General features: G+C 60.7%; 23 protein-coding genes. 14 read left to right on the forward strand and 9 right to left on the reverse strand.

Translation table 11 applies throughout. The features are described from left to right. The first annotated feature begins 103 nt into the window (after positions 1 to 103). Positions 104 to 421 (forward strand): hypothetical protein, encoded by a 318-nt coding sequence (locus LHFGNBLO_RS17490; RefSeq protein WP_258609347.1) that lies wholly within the window; start codon positions 104 to 106, stop codon positions 419 to 421. 73 nt (positions 422 to 494) lie between these two features. Here LHFGNBLO_RS17490 and LHFGNBLO_RS17495 read toward each other — a convergent pair whose 3' ends face one another. The 7 genes from LHFGNBLO_RS17495 to LHFGNBLO_RS17525 all read right to left on the reverse strand — a co-directional run bounded on the left by LHFGNBLO_RS17495 (position 495) and on the right by LHFGNBLO_RS17525 (position 7,568). Next, on the reverse strand, positions 495 to 1,526 hold the full coding sequence (locus LHFGNBLO_RS17495; RefSeq protein ID WP_258609349.1) for an alpha/beta fold hydrolase: 1,032 nt from the start codon (positions 1,524 to 1,526) through the stop codon (positions 495 to 497). Positions 1,527 to 2,075: 549 nt separating this feature from the next. Next, positions 2,076 to 2,474, reverse strand: coding sequence for a DUF1761 family protein (locus tag LHFGNBLO_RS17500; RefSeq protein ID WP_258609351.1), 399 nt, complete (start codon positions 2,472 to 2,474; stop codon positions 2,076 to 2,078). A 385-nt stretch (positions 2,475 to 2,859) separates the two neighbouring features. Continuing rightward, the gene (locus LHFGNBLO_RS17505) at positions 2,860 to 3,981 is read right to left on the reverse strand and encodes an ABC transporter permease (protein ID WP_258609353.1); all 1,122 of its coding nucleotides are present in this window, start codon (positions 3,979 to 3,981) and stop codon (positions 2,860 to 2,862) included. Continuing rightward, positions 3,978 to 4,739, reverse strand: a complete 762-nt coding sequence (locus LHFGNBLO_RS17510; RefSeq protein ID WP_258609355.1) for an ABC transporter ATP-binding protein — start codon at positions 4,737 to 4,739, stop codon at positions 3,978 to 3,980. The genes LHFGNBLO_RS17505 and LHFGNBLO_RS17510 overlap by 4 nt, the downstream gene beginning before the upstream one ends. After that, the gene (locus tag LHFGNBLO_RS17515) at positions 4,708 to 5,325 is read right to left on the reverse strand and encodes an ABC transporter substrate-binding protein (RefSeq protein ID WP_258609356.1); all 618 of its coding nucleotides are present in this window, start codon (positions 5,323 to 5,325) and stop codon (positions 4,708 to 4,710) included. Before LHFGNBLO_RS17515 ends, LHFGNBLO_RS17510 begins: the two co-directional genes overlap by 32 nt. A 9-nt stretch (positions 5,326 to 5,334) precedes the next feature. Beyond that, positions 5,335 to 6,552 carry a sulfotransferase family protein gene (locus tag LHFGNBLO_RS17520; RefSeq protein WP_258609358.1) on the reverse strand — a complete coding sequence of 406 codons (1,218 nt, stop codon included), beginning with the start codon at positions 6,550 to 6,552 and terminating at the stop codon, positions 5,335 to 5,337. Continuing rightward, the gene (locus LHFGNBLO_RS17525) at positions 6,552 to 7,568 is read right to left on the reverse strand and encodes a type III polyketide synthase (RefSeq protein ID WP_258609360.1); all 1,017 of its coding nucleotides are present in this window, start codon (positions 7,566 to 7,568) and stop codon (positions 6,552 to 6,554) included. Before LHFGNBLO_RS17525 ends, LHFGNBLO_RS17520 begins: the two co-directional genes overlap by 1 nt. 345 nt (positions 7,569 to 7,913) lie before the next feature. Between LHFGNBLO_RS17525 and LHFGNBLO_RS17530 the strand changes: the two genes are divergently transcribed. Continuing rightward, positions 7,914 to 8,618, forward strand: coding sequence for a class I SAM-dependent methyltransferase (locus LHFGNBLO_RS17530; RefSeq protein ID WP_258609362.1), 705 nt, complete (start codon positions 7,914 to 7,916; stop codon positions 8,616 to 8,618). Beyond that, entirely contained in the window at positions 8,618 to 9,787 is a 1,170-nt protein-coding gene (locus LHFGNBLO_RS17535) for an NAD(P)/FAD-dependent oxidoreductase (protein WP_258609363.1), read from the forward strand. Before LHFGNBLO_RS17530 ends, LHFGNBLO_RS17535 begins: the two co-directional genes overlap by 1 nt. A gap of 383 nt (positions 9,788 to 10,170) precedes the next feature. Here LHFGNBLO_RS17535 and LHFGNBLO_RS17540 read toward each other — a convergent pair whose 3' ends face one another. Both LHFGNBLO_RS17540 and LHFGNBLO_RS17545 read right to left on the reverse strand, forming a co-directional pair. Further along, positions 10,171 to 11,094: a proline iminopeptidase-family hydrolase gene (locus LHFGNBLO_RS17540; RefSeq protein ID WP_413774721.1), complete on the reverse strand. Its 924-nt coding sequence runs from the start codon at positions 11,092 to 11,094 to the stop codon at positions 10,171 to 10,173. 53 nt (positions 11,095 to 11,147) lie between these two features. Beyond that, positions 11,148 to 11,909, reverse strand: a complete 762-nt coding sequence (locus LHFGNBLO_RS17545; protein ID WP_258609366.1) for a LuxR family transcriptional regulator — start codon at positions 11,907 to 11,909, stop codon at positions 11,148 to 11,150. A 116-nt stretch (positions 11,910 to 12,025) separates the two neighbouring features. On the opposite strand from LHFGNBLO_RS17545, the gene LHFGNBLO_RS17550 reads away from it, so the two are divergent. The 11 genes from LHFGNBLO_RS17550 (at position 12,026) to LHFGNBLO_RS17600 (ending at position 23,825) form a co-directional block, all read left to right on the forward strand. Next, a complete protein-coding gene (locus tag LHFGNBLO_RS17550; protein WP_258609368.1) occupies positions 12,026 to 12,916 on the forward strand; it encodes a proline iminopeptidase-family hydrolase in 891 nt (296 codons plus the stop codon). Positions 12,917 to 12,967: 51 nt separating this feature from the next. Next, positions 12,968 to 13,906: an ABC transporter permease gene (locus LHFGNBLO_RS17555; RefSeq protein WP_258609369.1), complete on the forward strand. Its 939-nt coding sequence runs from the start codon at positions 12,968 to 12,970 to the stop codon at positions 13,904 to 13,906. Further along, complete coding sequence (locus LHFGNBLO_RS17560) at positions 13,903 to 14,751, forward strand: ABC transporter permease (RefSeq protein WP_413774697.1); 849 nt, start codon at positions 13,903 to 13,905, stop codon at positions 14,749 to 14,751. Before LHFGNBLO_RS17555 ends, LHFGNBLO_RS17560 begins: the two co-directional genes overlap by 4 nt. Further along, positions 14,748 to 16,424: a dipeptide ABC transporter ATP-binding protein gene (locus LHFGNBLO_RS17565; RefSeq protein WP_258609370.1), complete on the forward strand. Its 1,677-nt coding sequence runs from the start codon at positions 14,748 to 14,750 to the stop codon at positions 16,422 to 16,424. The genes LHFGNBLO_RS17560 and LHFGNBLO_RS17565 overlap by 4 nt, the downstream gene beginning before the upstream one ends. 31 nt (positions 16,425 to 16,455) lie before the next feature. After that, the gene (locus LHFGNBLO_RS17570) at positions 16,456 to 17,973 is read left to right on the forward strand and encodes an ABC transporter substrate-binding protein (RefSeq protein ID WP_413774698.1); all 1,518 of its coding nucleotides are present in this window, start codon (positions 16,456 to 16,458) and stop codon (positions 17,971 to 17,973) included. Between the two features lie 955 nt (positions 17,974 to 18,928). Beyond that, positions 18,929 to 19,441, forward strand: coding sequence for a ParB/Srx family N-terminal domain-containing protein (locus tag LHFGNBLO_RS17575; RefSeq protein WP_258609787.1), 513 nt, complete (start codon positions 18,929 to 18,931; stop codon positions 19,439 to 19,441). Beyond that, on the forward strand, positions 19,432 to 20,181 hold the full coding sequence (locus LHFGNBLO_RS17580) for a DNA-methyltransferase (protein ID WP_258609371.1): 750 nt from the start codon (positions 19,432 to 19,434) through the stop codon (positions 20,179 to 20,181). The genes LHFGNBLO_RS17575 and LHFGNBLO_RS17580 overlap by 10 nt, the downstream gene beginning before the upstream one ends. Before the next feature lie 245 nt (positions 20,182 to 20,426). Continuing rightward, positions 20,427 to 20,963: a DUF5681 domain-containing protein gene (locus LHFGNBLO_RS17585; RefSeq protein ID WP_258609372.1), complete on the forward strand. Its 537-nt coding sequence runs from the start codon at positions 20,427 to 20,429 to the stop codon at positions 20,961 to 20,963. 1 nt (position 20,964) lies between these two features. Continuing rightward, positions 20,965 to 21,681, forward strand: a complete 717-nt coding sequence (locus LHFGNBLO_RS17590; RefSeq protein WP_258609373.1) for a hypothetical protein — start codon at positions 20,965 to 20,967, stop codon at positions 21,679 to 21,681. Further along, positions 21,656 to 22,381, forward strand: coding sequence for a phage terminase large subunit (terL, locus tag LHFGNBLO_RS17595; RefSeq protein WP_258609374.1), 726 nt, complete (start codon positions 21,656 to 21,658; stop codon positions 22,379 to 22,381). The genes LHFGNBLO_RS17590 and terL overlap by 26 nt, the downstream gene beginning before the upstream one ends. Positions 22,382 to 22,691: 310 nt before the next feature. Further along, on the forward strand, positions 22,692 to 23,825 hold the full coding sequence (locus LHFGNBLO_RS17600) for a DUF4268 domain-containing protein (protein WP_258609376.1): 1,134 nt from the start codon (positions 22,692 to 22,694) through the stop codon (positions 23,823 to 23,825). Positions 23,826 to 24,757 lie beyond the last annotated feature (932 nt).

Here is a 24,757-nt window from a genome sequence, read left to right on the forward strand (position 1 = left end):
CGATATCCAAAACTGGGTTTGAGTCAATTGAACGTCCTCTATCATCTGCAGGCGCGGACAATCTTAGGAGACATATCTCTGTCGTCAACGCTGGATGGCCGGAATGCTTCTCGAAGGCGGTGTTATCACCGGCAGAAGGGCTGTCAACGCGATCCGCGACCTGTTCGCACAGCAGCTGGTCGGCACCGACATCTGGATCCCCTTGCTTTGGTGCGTCGGCATCCTCATAGTCGCGTACATCTTCGCTATGTTCACTGACCACCGCAGGATTCTCCTAGTAGCGTCGAACGCGGGTGCTGGCGCTGGGCGTGCGCCGCAGGCGTGCCTGAGTCCATTGAATGGGGCTTTTCCGTCACCGACTGACCGGCAAGTCTGGAGCAATCTGACTTCGGGTCGCAAGCAGAACGGCAGTTTTTCGTGAATCTGGCCCGATTGCGGCCAGTCCGCTTTCGGCCCAATAATGCCGAGCGGCAACGCCCCATTATCGGATCTTCCTACTGCGGCGAGAATTGAGTCGCCTTGGAGGTCGGATGTGTCAGATAGCCTTCGATCACGCGGGCGATATCTGGCCCCTGGCCGAAATTGTAATGCGTATAGCCTGGCACGATAGCGAGCCGGGCTCGGGCATACTCCGGCGTATCGTCCCAACCCGGATCCTTCACGCCTGCGCCAAACAGAGCAAAGAACTCCGCTATGTGTTTCGCCGAGACAGCGTCGTGATCGGCGAACAACAACAACGTCGGCATGGGCAGCCTGGCGATTTCCACGCGCCAGTCGTAGTCCTTCCGCATAAGCTCGCCCATCCGGTCGAGCAGGAGCGGGAACTGCTCCGGATGCGGCGCCACTTCGGCGTAACGCGTGTAAATCGGGGTCTGCTTCATCTGATCGGCCAGCGCCGAACTCACGGCCTCCATTCCCTCCAAACCTTCGGGATACCAGCCGTCGCGTTCGGCGGCCGTTGAAATGACGATCAGGTTGCGGACCATGTCCGGGTGCTGGATGGCCATGCGGATCGCGGCGTCACCGCCGTGCGAATAGCCCGCTACGTCAGCCTTGGCGATGTCGAGATGATCGAGGACGGCGGCGACATCGTCGCCGTTGCGTTCGTGGCTCATCGGCGTCTTGCGCAGCGCAGTGCGGCCATGCCCCTCAAGGTCGATGCCAATCACCTGACGGCTGCGCGAGAGCGGGCCTATCGTCTGGGCCATGGTGCTGATGTCCATCAAGCCGCCCGCCATCACCACGACCGGTTCGCCCTGGCCGTACACTTCGTAATAGACGCGAAGCCCTTCAGCGCTTTCCGCGTAGCCGGTGGCAGCAGGTTTCAGGGCTTTTGCATCGATCGTTTCCTGGGAGGACGCCGGCTGAGGCGGTAAGGCCGCCAGCGAGAGAAGCGCGGCCGAAGCCAGTAACGCGGCGGCAAATTTGGCAGCTCGGTGTGTCATGGTTTGATACCTCCGCTTGAAAGCCTTGGGCGGGTGCGTGGTTGCTGGTTCAAGAACCGGCCCGCGTCGCGAAGGTTCCAATTGCGACCATGCGACAGACCGCCTGAGAACTACCTCATCGAAGGCAGAAATCTTCGTTGTCGGCTTGGTCCAAGACCACGTTGCCCGTGTTTATCTGAATGTCGGCTTTTGAGGATGCGCACAGTGAAGTTGCCAAGGCTCCTGTCGGCCTGCAGGCAACATCTCGGAAATGCCGTTCTTCTTCCGGCCGATGGTGGCCGAAGGAGAAGCACAATGGCGCCCAACCCAGGGACATATTGCGTGTCATGGGTCTGTCGGTTGGATCGACATTCATTCTTGCTGGCGTCAGGGGTTTGCGTGCCCCGGCAGTGGCCAGATTTTCCGGCCAATCCGCCATGCAGCTTGTGCTAGCGTATGCTCCGACGGCTTGGCAGAAATGGGCCTCATCGACTCGTCCTACAGCTGGATGGCGCCTTCGTCTCGGCGATGCACTTGCTGCGGGTCTTTGCCCTAATGTTGCTTGCACCCGTCGTATCCGGATGCTCAGCCGACACGCAATCCTTAACCATTGAGACGCATCCCATTGTCCGCTCGCCGAACCGCGCGTGACTAGCGCCACCCAGCCAATATGGCGCCCACCACCGCATGACCGATCAGTTGATGGGCGCTGTCGACTGCGAAGATCCAAATCGGCGCGGTGCCGTAGAACCAGTTGTACCAAAGCGCTGGAAGTGCGGAGGCCAAGGCAACGACGAGGCCCCATTTGAAACCGTCGGCAACCCCCGCGACATTGCCCCAGCTGAACACCACGGCTAGTCCGATCGCGGTGGCAAGCGGTAGAATCATGCCGGAAGCCATGCGCGACGTGCTCAGCTCCGCTTCGTTCATGTGCTTGGCGGCGTTCCAGGCCTTGAGGTCGACGAGCCGCATATGGATGACGTATCCGATCGCGAAAAACGCCGCAGCCGCGACCAGTACGGCTACCCAATTGATCCCAGCGATATACATCAATCATCTCCCTCACGTTGATCCGAAATCAATAACCCCGGAAGGTTCTGTTTGGTACATGCATCGATCCTGGCGCCTTCCGTGCCTCACTGCAGCTGAGACGCTGGCAGCCAAACGGCCGCTTTTCGTACTGCTCGCTTCAAACCGGACAGTCCGCTTGCGGCCCAAATGCTGCCGGGCGGCTATGCGCCGCATGGCAGTCATTCCTGCAGTCCCGTCGATTCACCAAGAGCGGACATCGGGAATGCACAGGCTACAGGCAGCTTTGCGCCGCATGTCGGAAGTAGAGAAGCGCTTTGCCGTTTCCTGAAAGCAGACATCGCCACTCCGGGTCCTCCAAAGCCTGCCCCCGAATGTTCGTCAATAAATACGCGACCCGCCAGCGTCAGATCCTGCGGAGCGCGTCAGCAGGGAGAAGGCGCGTGGCGCGCCAAGCCGGGTAGAGCGCGCCGAGGGGGCCAGCGATGAATACGAAGATCAGCGCCTGCGCGATCGACCAGCCTGACAGGTAGGGCACGATCAGCCCCGCCGCGAACTTTGTCTTCGCCGCCATTTCCATTGTAACAGCGCCGAGAATGATCCCTATAACCCCGCCGGCTGCGCTCATAAACACGCCTTCGATGAGAATGAGCCGAAGAATCCGCCGCGGCGACCAGCCAAGCGCTGCGAGAACTCCGATCTCGAACGTCCGTTCGTTCACGGCCATCAGAAGTGTATTGGCAACGGCGACAGAGGCCATCATCATGACAACCAGTGAAATTGTCTGGGCAATCGCCTGAAGCAGATCGAAGATGCGGATGCTGTTGGCAAACTGCTCTGTGTCGCCTACTTCGAACCCCGGTGCGGCCGCGATAAGGTGGGTTCGGGCAACAGCGATGTCGTTCTGGTCGAGCGGGCGCTTCAACCTCACCTCGAACAAGGTAAACACGTCCTCCCGCGACAGGAGTTGCTGCAGCCCTTCGAGCGGAACGATCGCGCTGTTCTGGTTCAGCATGGACGAGAACGACGCGATGCCGACGATCTGATAGGGCTGGAACTGGAGCTCGACTGTATCACCGACCCGCTTGTCCAAGGCGCTGGCGATCGACTCGCCAAGGATCACGGACCACTGGTCCCCCGGTGCAGGGATTCGCCCCGCCACGAGGTGCATGTCTTTCCACAGAAAGCTGCCGCTCGGCCAGCCGGCCATGACAATATTTGCGGCGTCGTCAGCGGTGGTGATGTTCAGGAGAATGCCCGACACGGCCTCGACGTTTGGTACCGCGGAAAGCACCGAGCCCAACGACCTGGGCACGGTGCTGCTCACTAGGTTGAACGCGCTGCGCTGGCTTACCACCAAATCCGCACCGTTCTCATCGATTCCCGATGCAAACGAGTGCTGGACGCCAGCGGTCAGGCCGGTAAGTGCCACAAACCCCGCGACCGCCAAAGCGATGCCGAGAACCGTGAGAAGGGTGCGAAGCGGGCGTGCAATGAGACCGCGCAAGGGAAGGGTCAGCTCTGTCATGGGTTAGCGGATCGCTGCGCAGGCGCAGGCGTCGCCGCCGTTCGGCTGTCCGAACGGATGCGGCCGTCGGTTATCTCGACGCGCCGCCCGCACAGTGCGGCCACGTCCTCGTCATGCGTCACCACGATCACCGCGGTACCGAACTCGCGATGCACGTTGCCAATGATGTTCATCACCGATTGGCTCGTCTGCACGTCGAGGCTTCCTGTCGGCTCGTCGGCAACGAGAAGCTTCGGACGGTTGGCGAGCGCGCGGGCAATTGCAAGCCGCTGGCGCTCGCCGCCCGAAAGCTCTGCCGGCCGGAGCGTAGCGCGCTCGGCAAGACCGAACCGTGCCAGAAGTTCGAGCGCGCGAACGCGACGCTGGCGCGCTCCGCCGAGGTTTCCCAACAACGCCACCTCGATGTTCTCGCGCGCCGACAAGGACTGCAGCAGGAAGAAGTTCTGGAAAACGATGCCGATCCTGCTGGCTCGCACGGCCGCCCATGCAGCCCTGCCGTTGACGGCTCGTCCTTCAAACCGAATTTCGCCGCGCGTCGGCCGGTCGAGCCCACAGATAAGGTTCAGGATCGTGGACTTGCCACTCCCGCTCCGGCCGACAATGGCGACGGTCTCGTCATCCTCGATCGCGAGCGACACATCGTCAACGGCGACGATGCGGCCGCCGTCAAAGTCGCGGCCGACATTGCTCAATTCGACGAGGGCGGACATGAGCACGGCAGCGGAGTCATACCCGGCCTTTCCTGAGATCGGCGACAAGTGCGGGGATCGAGCCGCCATTGCCGGCGAGCAGCTGGGCAATGCGGTCCCGCTGCTGCACGGTCACGGAGCCGCCGTCGACAAAGACATCGCCGATGCATAGTTGTCCGCGGCAGTGGCGCACACGCCAGTCCACCGACGTCGGGCCATGGAGCGCCCGGCGGAACTCGCTGCGCACCAGGATGTCGCCGTTGGCCAAAGCCTTTGTGCCGAGCACGGTGAAATTCTTGTCCTGCGTCCGCTCCAGTTTGTCGGCCAACCTGTGCGCGATAGCATAAAGAAGCGCATCGACCACGGCGGCGCGGTCGTCCGCACTCGCGCTGCGCCAATGCGTCCCGAGCACGGCTTTGGCGATCCCCTTTCCGTCGAAGGCCGCGGAGATCGAGCGCAGCTGCGCCGCCTCGGCGGGTCCACCATGCCCAAGCACGATCGCCGCCTGGCGCACAGTCTCAACCAACCTGACCGCATCACTCTGCTCATCGGCGGATGCCGAAAGCGGTGGGGCGCAGGTCGCGACCAACAGAGGGAAGAGCAACAGCCGGGCCAAGGCTGCCCAGCTTGCGTGCGACCATAGGGCTGTCGTCATGATCCCATGTCATCCAATGCGCGGTTGGCTGTCAATATTGAGCGTCCCGGGAGCCTGCGCCGGCGCATGCCCAAAAGCGGCTGCCAGCGGTGCGAGGCGAGCTACGCGCGCTTTCTGCCTTTCCGTCAGGTCGAGATGGCGGTTGCGCATCTGTTTGCCGAACGTCGCTGCGACCTGCAGCATCCCCTCCTCGCAACCGCGGGAAAATGGCAGGCCGAGTTCGCCGTAGATACGCTTCATCTCGCCCACAGGGTCGGCACTGAGATCCTGCAGCCGCACTTCCGCGAGGTCGGCGGCTGGAATCTGGGCTCTGTCCGCCAGATAATGCGTCTCCGTCGCGAGATATTCCTGAGCGATGATCTCCTCCTGCTCGTCCTCGGGCAGTGGCGACTGCAGGGCGAATGCGCGTTGCAGTTCGCGCGCCAGAAGGAGGTTGGACCGGAACACCGCTTCCGGCGACCGGGAGATGTGGACAAACTTGGCGCCCGGGAACAGGTCCAACAGGTAGCGGACACGCGCTGTATGGCTCGGCGACTTGAGCAGAAGTCGCCGCCCGCCTGCAAAGAGAGTGAGCTTCCGGACGAAAGCGAACTGATGAGAGCGCCAGCGGCTCAACTCGTCCGCCGAAAGCCTGTCGAGATCGTGAAATCGATTGAAGAAGGCTTGCCGGCGGGGAAGCACGGCGCGTCCCGCGAGGATGGACATTCCACCCAGATTGTTCAACGCGAAGTCATCCTCCGCTGGCAGCTTGGCGCCCACCGGAACGACTGCGTCGAGGCGCGTCAATGGTAGCAAGGGTACGAACAGGTAGCGCAGGAGAACCCAGCCAAGGACGAATGTCTGCGGGGCGAGGACCTGCGGCCAGCTCGGCGATCTCAGGCCCGGGTCGGCTGCCAGCAGGTTCTGCAAGAACGTCGTTCCGGATCGGAAGTAGCCGAGAACGAACACAGGGGCGTTATCCCGCTCCATCCGGGGAGGACGCAGCCGCAGCCATGCTCCAAGGATCACGCGCTCCGGCAGGGAGGCGATCGTGTTGATGCCGGAAAGCAGCAGCAGGAGCAACAGGCGCGGCCAGTAGGCAAAGGGGATCTGGCCTTCCGCGCGCCATAAGACCCGCAGTACGGCGTCAAGAGGCGCCACCCACATAAAGTGCGGATACGGCAAATACGGCACCAACCAGCGGCCTGCGAAAGCTCGGATGCGGTGTTGCACATTGTTCGATGCCATCAGGCAGTCCGGAACATCATGGTCTCGGTTGTCAATCCCGGCCCGAACGCCATGCCGCAGCCGAGCAGGCCCGATGGCTCCTTCAGCATTTCGGCCATCACGAACATGACGGTTGCCGACGACATGTTGCCGTATCGCCGCAGCACTTCGCGCGACGCGGCGAGCGCGGTCGGCTCCAGTTTGAGTGCCCGCTCGACCGCGTCGAGCACGGAGCGGCCGCCGGGATGCACCGCCCACAAATCGACCTCCCTGGCAGGCCTGCCGCCGAGGATGGCCGGATGGTCGTTGCGCAGCATCTCACGCACCGCGCCGGGAACCTGGCCGGACAGCACCATGTCGAAGCCGTCGTCGCGGATGTGCCAGCTCATCAGCTCCTTGCGCTCCACTGCCACGATGGCGTGGAAGCTTTCGAGCAGGATGCCGTACGGTTCGGCCGTGACCAGCGCGGCCGCGCAACCGTCGCCCCACAGGCAGAACGAGATCAGCTTCTCAAGCTCGGCGGCTTCCCTGAAATGGAGCGTGCACAATTCGATGTTGACGATCAGCACGCGGGCTTTCGGGTCGGAGCGCACGATATGGCGTGACAGCTTCAAGGCGTTGATTGCGGCATAGCATCCCATGAAGCCGACGATGGTCCGCTCGACAGACGTTGCCAGGCCGCATCGCTGCACCAGCTCGAGGTCGATGCCAGGCGCCGAAAAGCCAGTGCAGCTCGTCACGATCAAATGCGTGATCAGCGAGCGGTCGTCGTCCGCCAGAAGCTTGTCGACAGCCTTTTGCGCCAGCTCCGGCGCGGCGGCCTCGTACATCTCCATACGGATTGCGGTGCTGGCGAACGAGCCCCTGACCGAGGTGCCGGCGCGGTCAATTGCCCCACCGCGCGGATCGTCGGCGGGCGCAAAGCAGGAATAGCGATGTTCGATCCCGGCGAGAGCGACCATTCGTTCGAAGAGCGTAAGGCGCTGGGCATCGTCTTCCAGCAGCAAAGCTCCATAGCGGAGGTAGAACTGATGCACGTCGTGTTCTGGTACTGACGTGGCAATGCGGTTCAGATGCGCTTGAGGGGACAAAATTGCTCCGACAATGAGCCCAATCGGGTCTCATAAGAGGTCTAGGAATTGGGGAAGCGTTTCCTAGGGCAAACGTCGGCATAAGGTATTTTATTGCGGGGCGCCGATATTTCTCATTAGCAAACTGTGATACCAGCCTCCAATCTTGTATGAAAGGGACCGAGGTTCGGCTTCGCCATCCGGATTGAGTTCACATGCGAGTTCCGCCATGAACCGCGCGGAGCCATGAAGGTACGACCGAATTCTATTTGCCGGATTGCCGGCTGAAGCCCTAGATTTCCGATCCATCGCATGACCGACATAAACATCCGGCATCTGGAGCCAGAGCTCCTCGACGACCTCCCGGCCGATGATCCCCGTGCGATCGCATCCCGTCGTGATCTCGTTCGCATCAATGCATTGATGTTCCAGGCCAGGTTCATGGCATCGCTCTTGCGGGCGAACGTGCAAACGCTGCCGCTGCGCATCCTCGAAATAGGCGCCGGTGACGGAAAGTTCATGCTGACAGTGGCGCGGCTGATGGCGCGGCGTTGGCCCAACGTCGAGATCGTTATGGTCGACAGGATCGGCCTGATCGGAAAGGATGTGTGCAACGCTTTCGCCAAATTTGGTTGGCGGGCGCAACCCGTAACCGCCGATATATTCGATTGGACAGGAGACAGGCCCTTCGATCTTGTCTGCGCCAACCTTATCCTCCATCATTTCGACGATACACGCCTCCTGGAGCTGTTTTCCCGGATCATGGCGATGGCCCCCATGCTCGTCGCTACGGAGCCATTCAGGGCCAAGGTGCCACTTGTCGCGACACGGTTGCTGCCATTGATCGGCGCCTGCGCGGTGACACTGAACGACGCGGCGCAAAGTGTCCGCGCCGGTTTTCGCGGCACGGAACTTTCACAATTGTGGCAACTGTCAGGGGGAACGCCTGTGATTGAGGGCCGCCGGGGCCTGTTCACTCACGCTTTTGTCGGTGCCAGCGTGCCCGGCGCGAGATGATGCACGACGCAATTGTCATCGGAGCTGGCCCCGCCGGCAGCTCTACCGCCATCGCGTTGGCCCAACATGGCTGGTCGGTGGCAATGGTGGAGAAGGTGGTGTTCCCTCGCCGAAAGGTCTGCGGCGAATTCATGTCAGGGACCAGTCTTGCCTTGCTTGACCGGTTGGGCGTCGGCGAGATCTGGCGCGCGGAAGCCGGCCCGGAAGTACGTCGCGTTGGGTTCTTTTCGGGCGATGTCTCGGCGCAGGCGCGAATGCCGATCGCCAGGACGGGTCTCGGCCGCGCGCTCGGCCGCGACCGTTTGGATTACATCCTCTTGCAGGCCGCCGAACGCGCGGGTGTCGAAATTCTCCAGCCTTGCAAGGCCGTCGCCATTCATCAGCGCGATGATTTGCAATTTGTGACCGTGGAGGCGGGCCAGCAACAAAAGGTTTTGAGCGCACCTGTCATAATTGCCGCGCACGGCTCCTGGGAAGCCGGGAAACTCCCAAGCCAGCTTGAAAGAACAAACCGACCCTCCGACCTTTTCGGATTCAAGGCGCATTTTACCGGCGCCGCGCTGCCGCCCGACTTGATGCCGCTGCTGGTATTCCCGGGCGGCTATGGTGGAATGGTAACGGCGGACCGCGGCCGGGTTTCGATTTCCTGCTGTATCCGCAGGGATGTTCTATCCGGGCTGCGCGAGCGCTTTGGAAACATTGCGGCTGCCGATGCACTGTGGCGCCACGTCCTGGCTTCGTGCCAAGGCGTAGGGACTGTGCTGGCCGGTGCCGAACTGGATGGCCCGTGGCTCGCCGCGGGACCGATTCATCCCGGTATTCGAGCTGGCTATGATCAGGGCATCTTCCGCGTCGGCAACATCGCAGGCGAGTCACACCCTGTCATCGCGGAAGGCATTTCGATGGCGTTGCAATCCGGCTGGCTCCTTGCGAGAGAACTAATCGCATCGGGCAAAGGTCGCGAGGGCCACGACGCCGCCGGACGTCGCTACGAACGCGCGTGGCGTCGGCAATTCTCGGCTCGTCTGCGTGCCGCGGCCTTGATTGCCCGAATAGCGCTTGGGCCCGGAGGCGGGGCGGCCATGCGTGTCGTGATCAATATTTTTCCAGCGGCTTTAACGCTTGGCGCTCGACTGAGTGGAAAGACCCAGCGTGTGCCGGGCTTTTGACGTCAAGTAGCGCGGCTCGTCGACCAACTGAATGGGGCGCTGGGGTGACGTAGAGGGTAACGTTAGCCGCCCTTGCTGACGTATGAGATTCGGCCCGGTGCTAATCGCCGGCTCTGACCGAAGGGCAGATGGATTTCCGCTTCCGCAAAGGTTTGCCGAAACCCGCCCTTCCGCTCTCGGCCCAATTCCCGCCGCTGCGCCATCACAACGGCCGCTCGGCACCGCGAATTGACCTTCAGCCTGTCGATATGAAGGTCCTGGGTGGATATGTCCGCCGACGGTCCATTCAGAGGCAAGCCACGCCGGCTTGAGCTGCCGCCGTCGCCGCGACCTCGGGGAAGTGCAAAGGTGCATCCCGCGTCCCGATGCTTGCCGGTTGCACCTCAGTCCTGCGTCTTGAGGAAGTCCGAGACAGTGCGCATGCAGAGCTCCCGCTCCTCGACATGCGGCATGTGGCTCGAATGTTCGAACAGTACCCATCGAATACTCGGAACGCGCTCCACATAGGGTCGAACTACCTCGCGCGTGGCCTCGTCGTGGCGGCCCGAAATCAGCAGTGTCGGCACCGCGATGTCGGGCAGCCGGTCCTCGATGGTCCAGTCCTTCATCGTACCGATGACGTGGAATTCGGTAGGGCCGTTCATGTTGCGGTAGACCGTGTTGTCCTCGTCCATGATGGCGAAGGTCCGCGCCACCTCCGGCGGCCATGGCACGACCCGGCAGACATGTCGGTCGTAGAACACGCGCGAGGCTGCTACATATTCAGGATCGGTGATCGTGCCGGCGGCCTCGTGCCGTGTGAGTGTATCCTGGACGTCGGCGGGCAGTTCACGGCGCAGCCGATTGGCCTCGGACACCCAGGTGCGCATGTTGGCCGGCGAGTTGGCGATCACCAGGGCCTTGAGGCCCTCCGGCCGGCGCACGGCATGCTCGGCGCCGAGCATGCCGCCCCAGGACTGGCCAAGAAAGGCGTAGCGCTGCTCGATCCCGAGCGACCGCAACAGCGTATCGAGCTCGTCCAGGAACAGGTCGACGGTCCAGAAGTCTGGTCCCTTCTCCGGCAGCCGAGTGGAGTTGCCATTTCCGAGCTGGTCGTAGTGTATCACGGCCCGGCCATCGAGAGCCGCGATGTCCTTGAAGGTGTCGACATAGTCGTAGGTACAGCCTGGCCCCCCATGTGCGACCACCAGGGGGAGCCTCGGCGAGCCTAGGTTGCCGGCGATGCGGTACCAGATGCGGTGGCCGCGAAACGCGACATGGCCTTCCTTCGCTTCCGTCACGGCGGCTCTCCTCGTTGCGGTGGGCATCATAGGGGGAGCCTTCCCGAGGCGGCAGCTATGAAAAGTAATAGGTCTCTCCGTCAGTTGTCGAGCAGGCGGAAATGCGCGGCGCGAACGACGGCCTGCGTGCGGTTCCTGGCGCCCAGCTTCCTGGCGGCGGCCGTGAGGTGCATGACGACCGTGGGAACCGAGCGCCCGATGACGCGTGAGATCTCCTTGGCAGAGAGGCCATGTGCCGAATGGCGGAGACACTCGCGCTCACGCTCGGTCAGCGCCGGCAGTCGCGGACTGAGGGCCGAGCGGTTGTAGTAGGCATAGGCCGCGTCATGGAAGACATGCGATAGCAGGCCGAACTGGGCGATGCTTCCGAGATCGCGCGGAACATCTTGTCCGGCGCCGAAATGTACCCCGGTGACCGTGGCATAGCCGCCGCGCGGCATATGAATGGGGATCGTCACGCCTCGGGTGAGACCGCGCTCTCGCAGATATCGCGCCACCGGCTCCGTCGTCTCGTTGAGTAGCTCGCGTATTTCCGTGTCGGCTCCATCGTCGTAGTTCCAGGCGAAAGGCCTGGAGCTACGCGCAGCGACGAGTTGCACTGGATCGATGCGGAAGTAGCCGCGATCGCACCAATAATCCTGCATGTCGTCATCGATGTTGCGCAGCTTGAGCATTGACGGGATCATGATCGAGCCGTCGAGGTCGTAAGGCACGGGCGTATAGTCGTAGATCAAGGCCTCGTAGCCGAGTCCGCGCATCGCTACGAACGCCTCGTCGATGCAACTGTCCAGTGTGTCATGGCGAGCGAAACGCCGCCTCATCGTGGTGATTTCGTCCAGCATGAACTCTTCCGCCGACACCCTCCCGGACCCACCCTATCACTTCTTATAGCTAACGCACTCACAACGTTTCGCTTAAAATATGAGCATGCCTAAAAGCTGTGCATTCGGAGCGAATCATGTGGCGTGAGATGGCGGCCGACGATCGCATCGAGGTAAACGTCGACGGCTTTAACGTCGTTGCCTACAGCTTTGGCTCTGGCAGCGAGACGGTGTTCTGCCTCAACGGCGGGCCTGGCCTGCCCTGCGACTACCTTCGCGAATCACACTCCTGCCTGGTAGACCACGGATACAGGGTCGTGGCGTTCGACCAGCTTGGCACCGGCGCCTCCGACCGGCCGACGGACACCTCGTTGTGGACTATCGCGCGCTACGTCGAGGAGACCGAGACGGTTCGCAAGACGCTGGGGCTCGGCAAGGTCCACATGCTGGGTCATTCCTGGGGCGGCTGGCTGGCGATCGACTATGCGCTTGCCTACCAGGAGAACCTGCAGACCTTGATCCTCGAGGATACCGTCGCCGACATGCCGCATCTTGTCCTGGAACTGGAACGCCTGCGCGCCTCGCTGGGACCCGAGACCGTATCGATGATGCAGAAGCATGAGGCGCAGGGGACCTACGATCATCCGGAATACATGGCGGCGGTGACGATCCTCAACTACCGCCATGTCTGCCGCCTGCTCGAATGGCCGGCGCCGGTGCGCCGCTCGCTCGACGACTGGAACATGGGACCCTACGCGACCATGCAAGGTCCGAACGAGTTTCTCTACATCGGCAATCTCAAGGACTGGAACCGGGTGCCCGACCTGCCCAGGATCAAGGTGCCGGTGCTGATCACGCATGGCGAACACGACGAACTGACGCCAGCCTGTGGTCTGCGCATGAAACTTGGGCTGCCGCAGTCGGAGTTGCACATCATCCCGAATGCGAGTCACATGCCCTTCTACGAGAACCCGGCTGCATACTATCCGATCCTTTCGGGGTTCCTCTCGCGCAACAAGGCAGGCTGATGCAGGCGGAATGCAGGTGGAAGGGAGTGGGCAGGGACACCCCTCAGGGCCATGCACCGCTATAAGTTTGTTCTATACCGCCCGTTTCAGTTCCTGCCGGTGCTGTTCGGCATCAGCGTCATCACGTTCATCCTTGTCCGGCTGATCCCCGGCGATCCCGCTCGCGTTCTGCTCGGCACCCGCGCCACCCCGGAAGCGATCGCCCGCATCCGCGCGCAGTACGGCCTCGATGACCCCCTGCTCGCCCAGTATTTCTACTTCCTGCGCAACCTCGCGGACGGCGAGATGGGACGCTCGATCCTCTACAAGATCGATGTGCTGAAGCTGATTGCCACACGCATCGAGCCTACTCTGATGCTGGTGCTTTGCAGCGTGGTGCTGTCGGTATTGATCGCCGTGCCGGTGGCGGCGATCGCGGCGCGCAATCAGGGCAGGCTGGCGGACCAGGTGATACGCATCGTTTCCACCTTCGGCATCGGCTTCCCGCCCTTCTGGCTCGGCCTGATGCTGATCATCCTGTTCAGCGTCGAACTCGCCATCCTCCCGGTGTCCGGTTACGGCAATACGCTTTCTGAAAAGCTTGCGCATCTCGTGCTACCTAGCCTCACTGTCTCGCTGTCGCTGTCCACCGTTCTGGCGCGCAGCTTGCGTGCGGCGATGGTCGAAGGCTTGAAGTCCGACGTGGCGACTGCCGCACGCGCGCGCGGCATGCCGGAGAGCATCGTGTTCTGGCGCCACGTGCTGCCAAATTCGCTGGTGCCGACCGTCAACCTTCTCGCCGTAAACATAGGTTGGCTGATAGGCGGCACCGTCGTGGTGGAAACCGTGTTTGCGCTGCCCGGCATGGGCCAGCTGCTGGTGCGCGCCATCTTCTCGCGCGACTACATGGTCGTACAGGGCGTGGCGATGGTCTTCGCCTGCGCCACCGTGCTGATCAACTTCCTGGCCGACATCGTCACGGTGGCTCTCGATCCGAGGGTGAAGCTGTGAGCGAGCCCTTGACCGCCCCCGCGATCGGCAGGAGCGGCCGCTTTCGCCGCCGCGGCACGCTGGCGGCCGGCGTCTTCCTGCTTGGCGCGTTCGTCGTCCTGGCGCTCGGCGCGCCGCTGATCGCGCCCTACGGCCCGATTGCACAGGACGCGACAGCACGGCTCCAGGGGCCGTCCTGGCTGCACCCGTTCGGGACCGACAATTTCGGCCGCGACATCCTCTCGCGCGTCATCTGGGGTACGCGCATCGACCTGAAGATCGCCGTCATCGGCGTCATCTTTCCCTTTCTCATCGGCACCACGCTCGGCACGGTAGCCGGCTTCTTCGGCGGGATAGTTGACGCCATCTTCATGCGGCTGGTCGACATCATCCTGGCCTTCCCGTTCCTGGTGTTGATGCTGTCGATCATTGCGATCCTCGGGCCCGGCCTGGCCAGTTTCTACATCGCCATGGCCCTCGTCGGCTGGGTGTCCTACGCGCGGCTCGTCCGCGCCCAGATGCTCGTGCTCAAGAACCACGACTACGCGGTTGCCGCGGTCAGCCTCGGCTTCAGCCGCACGCGCATCATGTTTCGTCACCTCCTGCCCAACGCCGCTGCCGGCTCGGTCGTCTTCGCGATGTCCGACGCGGTCCTCGTCCTGCTGAATGGCGCGGCCATCAGCTATCTTGGGCTCGGCGTGCAGCCGCCAGTCGCGGAGTGGGGCGTAATGGTGGCGGAAGGCCAAGCCTTCGTCACCACCGCGTGGTGGATCACGCTGTTCCCGGGGCTTTCGATCGTGACGCTCGCCTTTGCCTTTAGCATGATCGGCGACGGGCTGGCCGATTTGTTCGGGGTTCACGAATGATCGCGGCGCTGCTCAAGATCACTGACCTGACGGTCGTCCATGACGGTGACGGCGGGGAGCGTACCCTGCTTGATGCCGTGTCGCTCGACCTTGCCCCGGGAGAAGTGCTCGGGCTGGTCGGCGAGAGCGGGTCGGGCAAGAGCCTCCTCTGCCGCTCCCTCGTTAGGCTGCTGCCATCGAGCCGGCTCAGGATCAGCGGCGGCTCGATCACACTTTCCGGGCGTGAGCTGACGACTGCGCCGGAGGCCGAGATGCTCGCCGTGCGCGGCGGCGAGATCGGCATGATCTTCCAGAATCCGAGCAGTCATCTCGACCCGGTCATGAGGATCGGCGACCAGGTCACCGAGGGGATCCGCTTTCACCAGCGGCTGGACGCCAGGGCGGCGCGCGCTGCGGCAGTGGATATCCTCGCCCAGGTCGGGTTTCCGGACCCGGCTCGGCAGTACGATAGCTATCCGCACGAACTCTCCGGCGGCATGCGCCAGCGCGCCATGATCGGCGCGGCGCTTTCGAGCAATCCCAGGATCCTGATCGCCGACGAGCCGACGACGGCACTCGACGTGACGATACAGGCGCAGATCCTGCGGCTTCTGATGGACATCCGCGCCAGGCGTGGACTCTCGGTGATCCTGGTCACCCACGATCTCGGCATCGTCGCCCAAGTCTGCGACCGCATCGCGGTGATGAGGCAAGGTCGATTGGTGGAGGTTGGAGAGAAGCGCGGTCTGCTTGCGGCGCCGGCGCACGCCTACACCCGTTCGCTGATCGCCAGTCATCCTTCGCTGCCGGAGGAGGACATGCCGCCAAAGACTGAAAAGCGCCAGGCACCCGGAGCGGTGGCGCTGGTCGACATCGAGAAGCTGCATGTACGCTTCGCCACCGGCGGCCTGTTCCGGCGAGGCGCGGTTGATGCCGTCAAAGAGGTCACGCTCCGTGTCATGCCGGGCGAAACGGTCGGTATTGTCGGCGAATCCGGAAGCGGCAAGAGCACTCTGGCACGCGCTGTCCTTGGCCTTACGCCGGTCTCGTCAGGCACGATACGTTTCAATGGTGCGGACATCGCCTCGGGTCGCGCAATCCTCGCCACGCTGCGACGCCAAACCGCCATGGTTTTCCAGGACCCCTACAACGCCCTCAACCCTCATCTTACCGTTGGCAAGATGCTGGCAGAGGTCCTGCGGGTACAGGGCAAGATCGAGACCGCGCAAATACCCGCACGCTGCGGTGAACTGCTCGACCTGGTCGGCCTGGAGCGCGCATTCCTCGACCGCAAGCCGCGCTCGATGAGCGGAGGCCAATGCCAGCGCGCCGGCATAGCTCGCGCGCTTGCCGTCGATCCGAAACTGATCATTGCGGACGAGTGCGTGGCGGCCCTCGACGTCACCATCCAGGCGCAGATCGTCGAGCTGTTCCGCGAACTGGTGGAGCGTATGTCGCTCACTCTGATATTCATCGCCCACGATCTCGCCATCGTGCGTAATCTCTGCCAGCGTGTAGTGGTGATGCACCGCGGCGCGATTGTCGAGGAAGGTCGGTCGGAAGAGGTGTTCTCCCGGCCGAAGCATGCCTACACCGCCGCGCTGATCGCCGCCATTCCGCATATCGATCCGGACAAGCCGCTGCTTGTTCCCTCGAAGATGGCGACCGCGCAGGCCGACGGGGTCGCAAACTGAAAACCAGAGGCAAACCAGAAGGGGAATACGGATGTCAAGAAGCAAATGGATGCGCATAGGCCTGGTCACCGTTATCACCAGCCTGTCCCTAGGGGCGACGCTCGCAGAAGCCGCCGGCGTATTGACGATCGGTCGGCGCGAGGACTCAACCACCTTCGATCCGATCAAGACCGCCCAGAACATCGACCTGTGGGTGTTCGCCAACGTCTATGACGTGCTGATCCGTGTGGACAAGACCGGCACCAAACTGGAGCCCGGTCTCGCCGAGAGCTGGGAGGTCAGCCCGGACGGCCTCACGTATACGCTCAAGCTGCGCGACGCGAAGTTCTCGGACGGCTCCGACCTGACGGCTGACGACGTGGTGTTCAGCCTCACCCGCATCAGGGACGACAAGGGCTCGCTGTGGGCGGATCCCTTCAAGGTGATGGATACGGTCGAGGCAACCGATCCGAAGACCGTCACGATCAAACTCAAGCAGGCGACCGCTCCATTCCTGGCGACGCTGGCCTTCCCGATCGCCTCAGTTCTTTCCAAGAAGGGCTTCGAGACGCTCGGTCCGGAGAAATATGCCGAAACGCCCATCGGCTCCGGCGCTTTCACCATCACGGAATGGCGGCGCGGCGACCGTGTCATCCTGGCGAAAAACCCGCATTTCTGGGAGGCCGATCGTGTCAGTCTCGATGGCATCGAGTGGATCTCCGTGCCGGACGACAACACCCGCATGCTGAACGTACAGGCCGGCCAGCTCGACACCGCGATCTTCGTGCCATTCTCGCGCGTCGCCGAACTGCAGAAGGATTCCAACCTCACCGTCCATCTAGATCCGTCGACCCGCGAGGATCACCTGCTGATTAACCATGAGCATGGCGCGCTGGCGAAGAAGGAGGTGCGGCAGGCCCTCGACATGGCCATCGACGAGCAGGCTGTGGTCGACACGGTAACGTTCGGCTACGGCGAGGTCGCAAACTCCTACGTCCCGAAGGGCGCGCTCTATTACTACGCCGACAATCTGAAGCGGCCCTACGATCCGGAAAAGGCCAAGCAGATGCTGGCCGACTCCGGAGCTTCGAACCTGACGCTCAACTACGTCGTGCGCGCCGGCGACGAGATCGTCGAGCAGACGGCCGTGCTGCTGCAGCAGCAGCTCGGCAAAGCCGGCGTCACCGTGAACATACAGAAAGTCGACCCCAGTCAGGAATGGGACATGTTGGTGGCTGGCGACTATGACGTCGGCGTCAACTACTGGACCAACGACATCCTGGACCCAGACCAGAAGACCACCTTCGTGCTCGGCCACGACGCGAACATGAACTACATGACCCGCTATGACAACGAGAAGGTCAAGGAGCTGGTCGCGGCGGCGCGCACCGAGATGGATCCGGCCAAGCGCGAGCAAATGTACACCGACCTGCAGACGATGGCCAAAGAGGACGTCAACTGGATCGATCTGTACTACAGCCCGTTCATCAACGTCTCGCGTAAGAACATCGAGAACTTCTACCAGAATCCGCTGGGCCGGTTCTTCCTGGAGGACGTGGTCAAGAACTAGGCTTATGAACGAAGCTGCGGGACGCCGCTCGGCGGCGTTCCGCCCAACCCTGATGACACGCTTGGCGTCCCGCCCGACAGGTCGCCGCGCGTCGTTTGTCGGGATGAGGTGAGCGATCTGCTGCTGTCGCTACATCCGCTTTCTGATAGTTCAGCGCCGATTGCGGACGGTCCGTTGTCGGCCCAAAACAGGACATTCGGTACGCCGAACCCTGATGTCGGCTTCGAGGCGCATTTCAGACATTCAGTCTGAAGGGGTGTTGCGAAACACTCGGCCAGCTGTGCTGGGGCGCCCCGGATTTTGCAACGGGGATCAAAATCTCTTTTGTCCGAGTGCCTGGACGCGCTGAGACGGTGCGTTTGCATGACCAATCGGGCCCAGCCGGTCAATTCAATCGGGCTGTTTGCATTTTCTAAAAAAGGCGATATCGCAATATATCGTTTGAATTCAACCTCAAAAAACCAAGCAGCATATAGTCTATTAGTCAACGTAGTTGGAAAATCCAGATCGTATTGACACTCATTGGGCCGTGACCATATATCTTTCGCCACATGAACCTACATATTTCTGAAGCCAGCGACGAAGTATTTGTCAACATACTTGCATGACCGTAGCCAATTCTCAACAACGCAGAAAGAAAGACAATGTCCCTCGATCCGAACGAAAATTCTAACATTGAAATCGCGCACGGAACTCCCGAGAACGACGATGCAGGAGCGCGTATTAGACGCAATGTCCGTCAGCGGATCAGGCCGCCGCCAGTCAAGCCAGCCGGTGTGGAAGACAGCGCCCTGCCGAGCGGCATCGACATTCATCGCGCCAAGAAGCCAGCGTCTCTGCGCCGGACGAAACCCTGGAGTATTTTGCCCGCGCAGTCGCAGACAGGATCGAGCATCTCCCAGTAGCAGCGCTCAAGCCCTTCAATCGCCGGACCCGCACGCACTCCGACGACCAGATCAGTCTTATCATGGGATCATTCGCCGCCTTCGGCGTCATCAACCCACTGATCATCGACGAGGGCGGCAATGTTCTGGCTGGCAGCGCTCGACTGGAGGCGGCAAAGCGGAAGGGGATCAAAACGCTCCCGGCGGTCCGTGTCTCCCATCTCACCGACGACGAAAAGCGCGCCTACGTCATTGCCGACAATCGTATTGCCGAAAAGGCCGGCTGGGACATCGAGTCACTGGCCGTGGAGTTCGAATTCTTGGCCGGCATCGATCTCGGTTTCGACATCGATGTACTGGGATTTTCCGTCACCGAGATTGATCTGATTATTGGCGAGGCAAAGCAGCAGGAGCCTGAAGCGGACCCAGCCGACGACCTGCCAGCGCCCACCGAAGCTGCTGTAACCCACAAAGGCGATGTCTGGCTGCTTGGCCGGCATAAGGTCATCTGCGGCGATGCGCTGGACGCTACAGACTATTCGTCGATCATGGGAGAGAAAAGAGCTCGCCTCGCATGGCTCTAACCGATCCGCCCTACAACGTCAGGATCGATGGCTTTGTCGGAGGACTGGGAAAGACCAAGCATCGCGAGTTCGCCATGGCAGCTGGCGAAATGAGCCAGGATCAATTCACCGCGTTTTTGGTGACGGCACTGGGCCACATGGCGGACTTCAGTATCGACGGCGCTTTGGTCTATGCGTTCATGGACTGGCGACACCAGTTCGAACTCCTCTCGGCTGCCCGGACATGTGATCTCGCTCAGCACAATCTTTGCGTCTGGAACAAAATGAGCGGCGCAATGGGATCGCATTACAGAAGCCAGCATGAACTTTGCCACATCTTCAAGAACGGCGAGGCTCCCCATCTCAATACGGTGGAGTTGGGTCGACATGGTCGCAACCGCACCAATGTCTGGAGCCATCCTGGCATGTCGTCCTTCGGTCAGGGGCGCGACGAGGCACTGGCAAGTCACAGCACAGTCAAGCCTGTCCAAATATTGGTGGATGCCATCAAGGATTGTACGCGGCGAAACGACTTGGTGCTTGATCCATTCCTTGGGTCAGGCTCGACCCTGATTGCCGCGGAGAAATCCGGGCGGGTCTGCTTCGGGATCGAGATCGACCAGATCTACTGCGACACGATCATTCGCCGCTATCAGAAATTGACTGGAGCAGACGCAGTCCTTGAAGCCACCGGCGAAACGTTTTCTGCATTGGCGGTGAAACGTCTCGCGAACAGCGAGCCAATCGCGAGCGCCGCTTAACTGCCGACCATCCCTGTGTTTCCAACCCAAATTTTTGGATAACGATCATGCTTGACCTTACCCAAGGCAGCCGAGCTGGAGAACTGATAGTTCCCGGGGCGGGCGCGCCGCCAGATTCCTTGGACACCCGCGTGACAGAGGGTGTCCAACCCACCGTCCGTCACCGGGTCCGCCCGGTGCCGAAGGCAGAGATACCGGCGTCCCCGCTTTCGCCAGTCGATAGCGGGGTAGAGGAGGCGAGCTGGGTGTTGGGGACCCAAGCAGAGAAAGTGCCAACCAATAAAACACCGGCTCAACTCGATTCCGGACTAAACTTAGTTGTCCCGAGCCAGGATGAAGAGGGAGGATACTGCAAGCCTCCCAAACATTCGCAGTTCAAGAAGGGGCAATCTGGGAATCCTTCTGGTCGCCCCCCAGGCAGCAAGAATGCCGCTACCATTGCCATCGAGCAATTGAACAAACCGTTGCGAGTGAAGATCGACGGCAAGTTGAAAACGATGAGCGCTCTGGAGGTTGCGGCTCAGCAACTGATGAAGCGCGGAGCAGAGAAAGGCGACCTTAAGGCCATCGGTTTTCTGCTGCAAATGGCAGGGCAGGTGCCCGGCGGTGTTGGAGCCAAAGGTGCGTCCGATAAAGGGCCGTCAAGTGAAGCGACCGACCCGGTCGATATGCAGATTCTCGCTTTCAGCACTCGTGAGCACATGACTGCTGCGGGCCTGTCGGACGATATGGCCGATAGCCTTCTGCTCGCTATGGGCCTCAAGCCAGCAATTGAGAAATGAGGTGGCCACAGTTCAAGATGCGGAAGCGGCGCTTCGCACTCGACTGGCGCGGGACCTTCTACGAAAAAGCCTCTTCTCGTTCACATGGAGATGCTTCGAGGAGTTACATAAGGGATCCTCGACGCCGTTTGTTCCAAACTGGCATGTCAAGGCCATGTGCTATGCCTTGGAGCGTGTTGCCACCGGCGAATGCAAAAGGCTGCTCATTACGGTCCCGCCGCGCCACCTCAAATCAATCTGTGCCGCGGTCGCCTTTCCCTCATGGATGCTTGGCTTGTCTCCGACCACGAAAATCATCGTTGCCAGTTACGGATCCGATCTGGCTTCGAGGCATTCTCGCGACTCCCGCACGATCCTGGAATGCGAGTTTTATCGTCGCTTGTTCCCAAACACGAAGATCGAGACAGCCAGGGAACATGAAATCGAATTGACCCAACGCGGATTCCGCAAAACCGCTTCCGTCAACGGCGCGGTCACCGGTCTCGGTGCCGATATCCTAATCGTGGATGATCTCATGAAGGCGGCCGACGCTCATTCGCCGGTCGAACGGCAACGAGCTAAGGATTTCTACGATCAGAGTCTCTCGACCAGGCTCAACGACAAATCGAGCGGCAGGATCATTGCCATTCAGCAGCGGCTCCATGAAGACGATATCGCAGCGCATTTGATTGAGAAGGGAACATTTGCCCATCTTGATCTTTGCCATTGCGGAGAGTGATGAGGAGATCGCAACCGCCGACGATCGCGCCTTCTTTCGGGCTCGTGGCGAAGCTTTGTTTCCTCAGAGGGAACCGCTCGAAACGCTTACCGCCATGCGCCGAGAAATGGGTGAGGCTGCATTCTCGGCGCAATATCAACAAAACCCGGTAGCACCAGGCGGCAACCGCATCCGATGGGAGCATTGGAACAGCTATGACGAGCCGCTCGACATTGAGGACTACCAGTTCCGCGTCCAAAGCTGGGACACCGGCATGTCAGCCGAGCCGACAAGTGACTATTCCGCCTGCACCACATGGGGTTATCGTGACGGCAAATGGTGGCTGCTAGACGTTTACCGGTCGCGCTTGGACTTCGGAGGGTTACAAAAACAGGTTCTTTCGATGATGCGGCGCTTTCGCGCCGATAAAATCATCATTGAAAGTGCTGCAACGGGCAAACCCTTGATCCGCGAACTCATCCGGGAACGGCGCCTCATTCAAAAGGTATTTCCATACTTCCCCCGTTTTGACAAAGAAGTGCGGCTCAACTCTCAGATAGCCAAGCTTGAAACGGGAAATTTCTTGCTTCCGAACGAAGCCCCTTGGCTCGGGGATTTCCGCAAAGAGTGCTTAGCCTTCCCGAACGGCAAGAACGACGACATGGTGGATAGCCTTCTCAATTTCTGGACTGGCTCGGGCAGCGAAGTGGGTTGGGCATAATCAAAGACGTCTATTATAGGGCTCGCCGACCTAAATGATGTCCGATCTGTCGAGCCGTTGCCGCTGGGACATCATCGGGCGATCCTGTAAAGGATAGGCAACGCTACGGGTCACTTAGTATCCGATAGACCTGCATCTTAGTATCCGATAGAGCTGCATCAGGGAGAACCCTCAACCCGCGCCGCAAAGTCGGAACTGTTGGAGGTAAGCCTCGAACTTAGACACAGCTTACGTTCATCTGGGTTCAACAGGATGAGATCGCCGCGTCGTTTCGAAGAAGTTCGATAGCGCCGGCAGATGCGAGAATCGAATGCCAATCTATAGTTTTGGAGAGAGCGACCTGACGGAGTTGACGCGAACGACCTTTGCGGAGCAAGGCATTGGCGAACGTAAGAACTTGCAAGCCCTCATTCGTGATCATGTAAGCGTCATATCACCCGACACGCTTGTGATCGCGGAAGAATTCTCAGAGTGGTCGGGCAGTGGCCGACGTATAGATTTGCTGGGGGTCTCAAAGGACGCAAGCTTAGTCGTTGTTGAGCTGAAACGCACAGAGACTGGCGAGCATATGGAGCTCCAAGCGCTGCGCTACGCAGCGATGGTTTCCACCCTTACCTACAAGCGAGCTATCCAGGTCTATGCCGACTACATCCGCAAACGAGGCCTTGAGAGGGACGCCGAACGTGACCTGCTCGACTTCCTTGGCTGGGGTGAGCCGCGAGAGAGCGAGTTTGCTCAGGATGTTCGGATCGTCCTAGCCTCCGCCGACTTCTCGCAGGAACTGACTACGACCGTCATGTGGCTCATCGAGAGAGAGATCGAGATTCGTTGTGTCAGGCTGATACCATATAGTTTCCAAGGGAAACTCCTGCTCGATGTTCAACAGGTAATCCCACTCCCGGAGGCCGAGGCGTATCAGGTGAAAATCCGCGAGCAATCGGAGGAGCGTCGGGAGGCAAAACGTGGCGAAGAGCGTTACCGCCTTCGGGAGGAATTCTGGAGAGAGCTTCTGGAACGCGCCAAGGCGCAAACACCGCTGCACGCGAACCTTTCACCAACCTCAGATACTTGGGTCCAAACAGGGGCAGGAGTGTCTGGACTAGCGTATGCTTATCGCATTCGGCAGCACGACTGCGAAGTTGGACTGGCTATTGAGCGGAGGAACGCGGGGGAAAACAAGAAAATATTCGATCAGTTACTTGAAGCCAAAGACCAGATTGAAGCCTCGTTCGGCGACAGCCTCGATTGGGATTGGGACGAGGCTCGCGGTAGCTGCCATCTTCGAAGGATTTCAAACGTTGGTGGATACCGCGACGCAGAACAGCGCCTCGAAGTTCAAGCGTGGATGATCGACCACATGATGCGCTTGGAAAAGGCAGTTGCACCCCACATCCGCGCTGCGCCAGGTAAGGTGGGCCGCCGTGGTGGAGCGCCGGAGGTATAACAAGGTCGCTGCTAGCTCACATATCACTGCGATGAGTTGGTTGCGCTAGCCCGCGCGGAGGCTGTGGGTGTTCTCTCTGCAGAAACTGCATCTCTTCGCCGTGGGAGCGGCGGGCCAAACCGCGATGGCGTTCATCTTAGGTAGGTCCTCTGCTGCGTCACGTTCCCTTGGAATTCTCCGAGCTCCGGAGCCCAAGGTCGCATAATATGCAGTCAGGAACTGCAGCTCTCTGACAGAGCGTGAGGAGTTGCTCAATGGGTCCATGGTAATTTTAGCTGCCGGAAGGTGCAGGATCCTGGGTTCAACTTTTGTTTCCCGAAGCTCGCTTCTGCCCCCCAGATCTTTCTCAGATGATTGATCGCTGCCAGTTACCTATGAGATTGGCATTCCGCCTGCTGTCGACCGCCTGCATAAAGATTGCTGGGCCCACTCAGACAGCGCGATTCATTGCATTTGCCACAATGGCCGCCAGACGGCATTTTTACGGATTGCAGGCAAGGTGTCGCCCAGGTGACGCTCCGTTTTCCGTAACACCTTCCGAGTCCTCTACCTATCGCGGAGAGCGCTTCGGCAACCGGAAATTTGCTGGTGGAGCGCCGCACCAGGACACTCGCAATGATGACAGCAGAATTTACACTAGACCTGCAAAATGCACGAAGAGCAATATGCTCACCCGGAGCCTACAACATTGACGCACCGAGCGGCGTAAACGGAAGAAGCAGATCCCAACAGCCGGCCTATCGATAAAAATCCGAGGTCCAAAAGGTCCAGACACCCAAAACCAGCACGGGCGGGGACCAGCACGCAGCCAGTGCAGCCGGCGTCGCGATAGGCGTCGCGGCCGACGCTGGCTTGCCCGAGTGACTTTATCCCAGGTTATGAAGGGACGAAATCGCCTGACCACAAGCGCACCTCTTCAGTTTATTATTAGT

Origin of the sequence: Mesorhizobium sp. AR10 (genome assembly GCF_024746795.1) — a bacterium.
Classification (GTDB): domain Bacteria; phylum Pseudomonadota; class Alphaproteobacteria; order Rhizobiales; family Rhizobiaceae; genus Mesorhizobium.

What these genes read in the sequence shown, in the direction of transcription:
- LHFGNBLO_RS17490 (WP_258609347.1), top strand. Translation starts at nt 104, where the DNA reads ATGCTTCTCGAAGGCGGTGTTATCACCGGCAGAAGGGCTGTCAACGCG.
- LHFGNBLO_RS17500 (WP_258609351.1), bottom strand. Translation starts at nt 2,474, where the DNA reads ATGTATATCGCTGGGATCAATTGGGTAGCCGTACTGGTCGCGGCTGCG.
- LHFGNBLO_RS17505 (WP_258609353.1), bottom strand. Translation starts at nt 3,981, where the DNA reads ATGACAGAGCTGACCCTTCCCTTGCGCGGTCTCATTGCACGCCCGCTT.
- LHFGNBLO_RS17515 (WP_258609356.1), bottom strand. Translation starts at nt 5,325, where the DNA reads ATGACGACAGCCCTATGGTCGCACGCAAGCTGGGCAGCCTTGGCCCGG.
- LHFGNBLO_RS17520 (WP_258609358.1), bottom strand. Translation starts at nt 6,552, where the DNA reads ATGGCATCGAACAATGTGCAACACCGCATCCGAGCTTTCGCAGGCCGC.
- LHFGNBLO_RS17530 (WP_258609362.1), top strand. Translation starts at nt 7,914, where the DNA reads ATGACCGACATAAACATCCGGCATCTGGAGCCAGAGCTCCTCGACGAC.
- LHFGNBLO_RS17535 (WP_258609363.1), top strand. Translation starts at nt 8,618, where the DNA reads ATGCACGACGCAATTGTCATCGGAGCTGGCCCCGCCGGCAGCTCTACC.
- LHFGNBLO_RS17540 (WP_413774721.1), bottom strand. Translation starts at nt 11,094, where the DNA reads ATGCCCACCGCAACGAGGAGAGCCGCCGTGACGGAAGCGAAGGAAGGC.
- LHFGNBLO_RS17545 (WP_258609366.1), bottom strand. Translation starts at nt 11,909, where the DNA reads ATGCTGGACGAAATCACCACGATGAGGCGGCGTTTCGCTCGCCATGAC.
- LHFGNBLO_RS17550 (WP_258609368.1), top strand. Translation starts at nt 12,026, where the DNA reads ATGTGGCGTGAGATGGCGGCCGACGATCGCATCGAGGTAAACGTCGAC.
- LHFGNBLO_RS17555 (WP_258609369.1), top strand. Translation starts at nt 12,968, where the DNA reads ATGCACCGCTATAAGTTTGTTCTATACCGCCCGTTTCAGTTCCTGCCG.
- LHFGNBLO_RS17565 (WP_258609370.1), top strand. Translation starts at nt 14,748, where the DNA reads ATGATCGCGGCGCTGCTCAAGATCACTGACCTGACGGTCGTCCATGAC.
- LHFGNBLO_RS17570 (WP_413774698.1), top strand. Translation starts at nt 16,456, where the DNA reads ATGTCAAGAAGCAAATGGATGCGCATAGGCCTGGTCACCGTTATCACC.
- LHFGNBLO_RS17580 (WP_258609371.1), top strand. Translation starts at nt 19,432, where the DNA reads ATGGCTCTAACCGATCCGCCCTACAACGTCAGGATCGATGGCTTTGTC.
- LHFGNBLO_RS17600 (WP_258609376.1), top strand. Translation starts at nt 22,692, where the DNA reads ATGCCAATCTATAGTTTTGGAGAGAGCGACCTGACGGAGTTGACGCGA.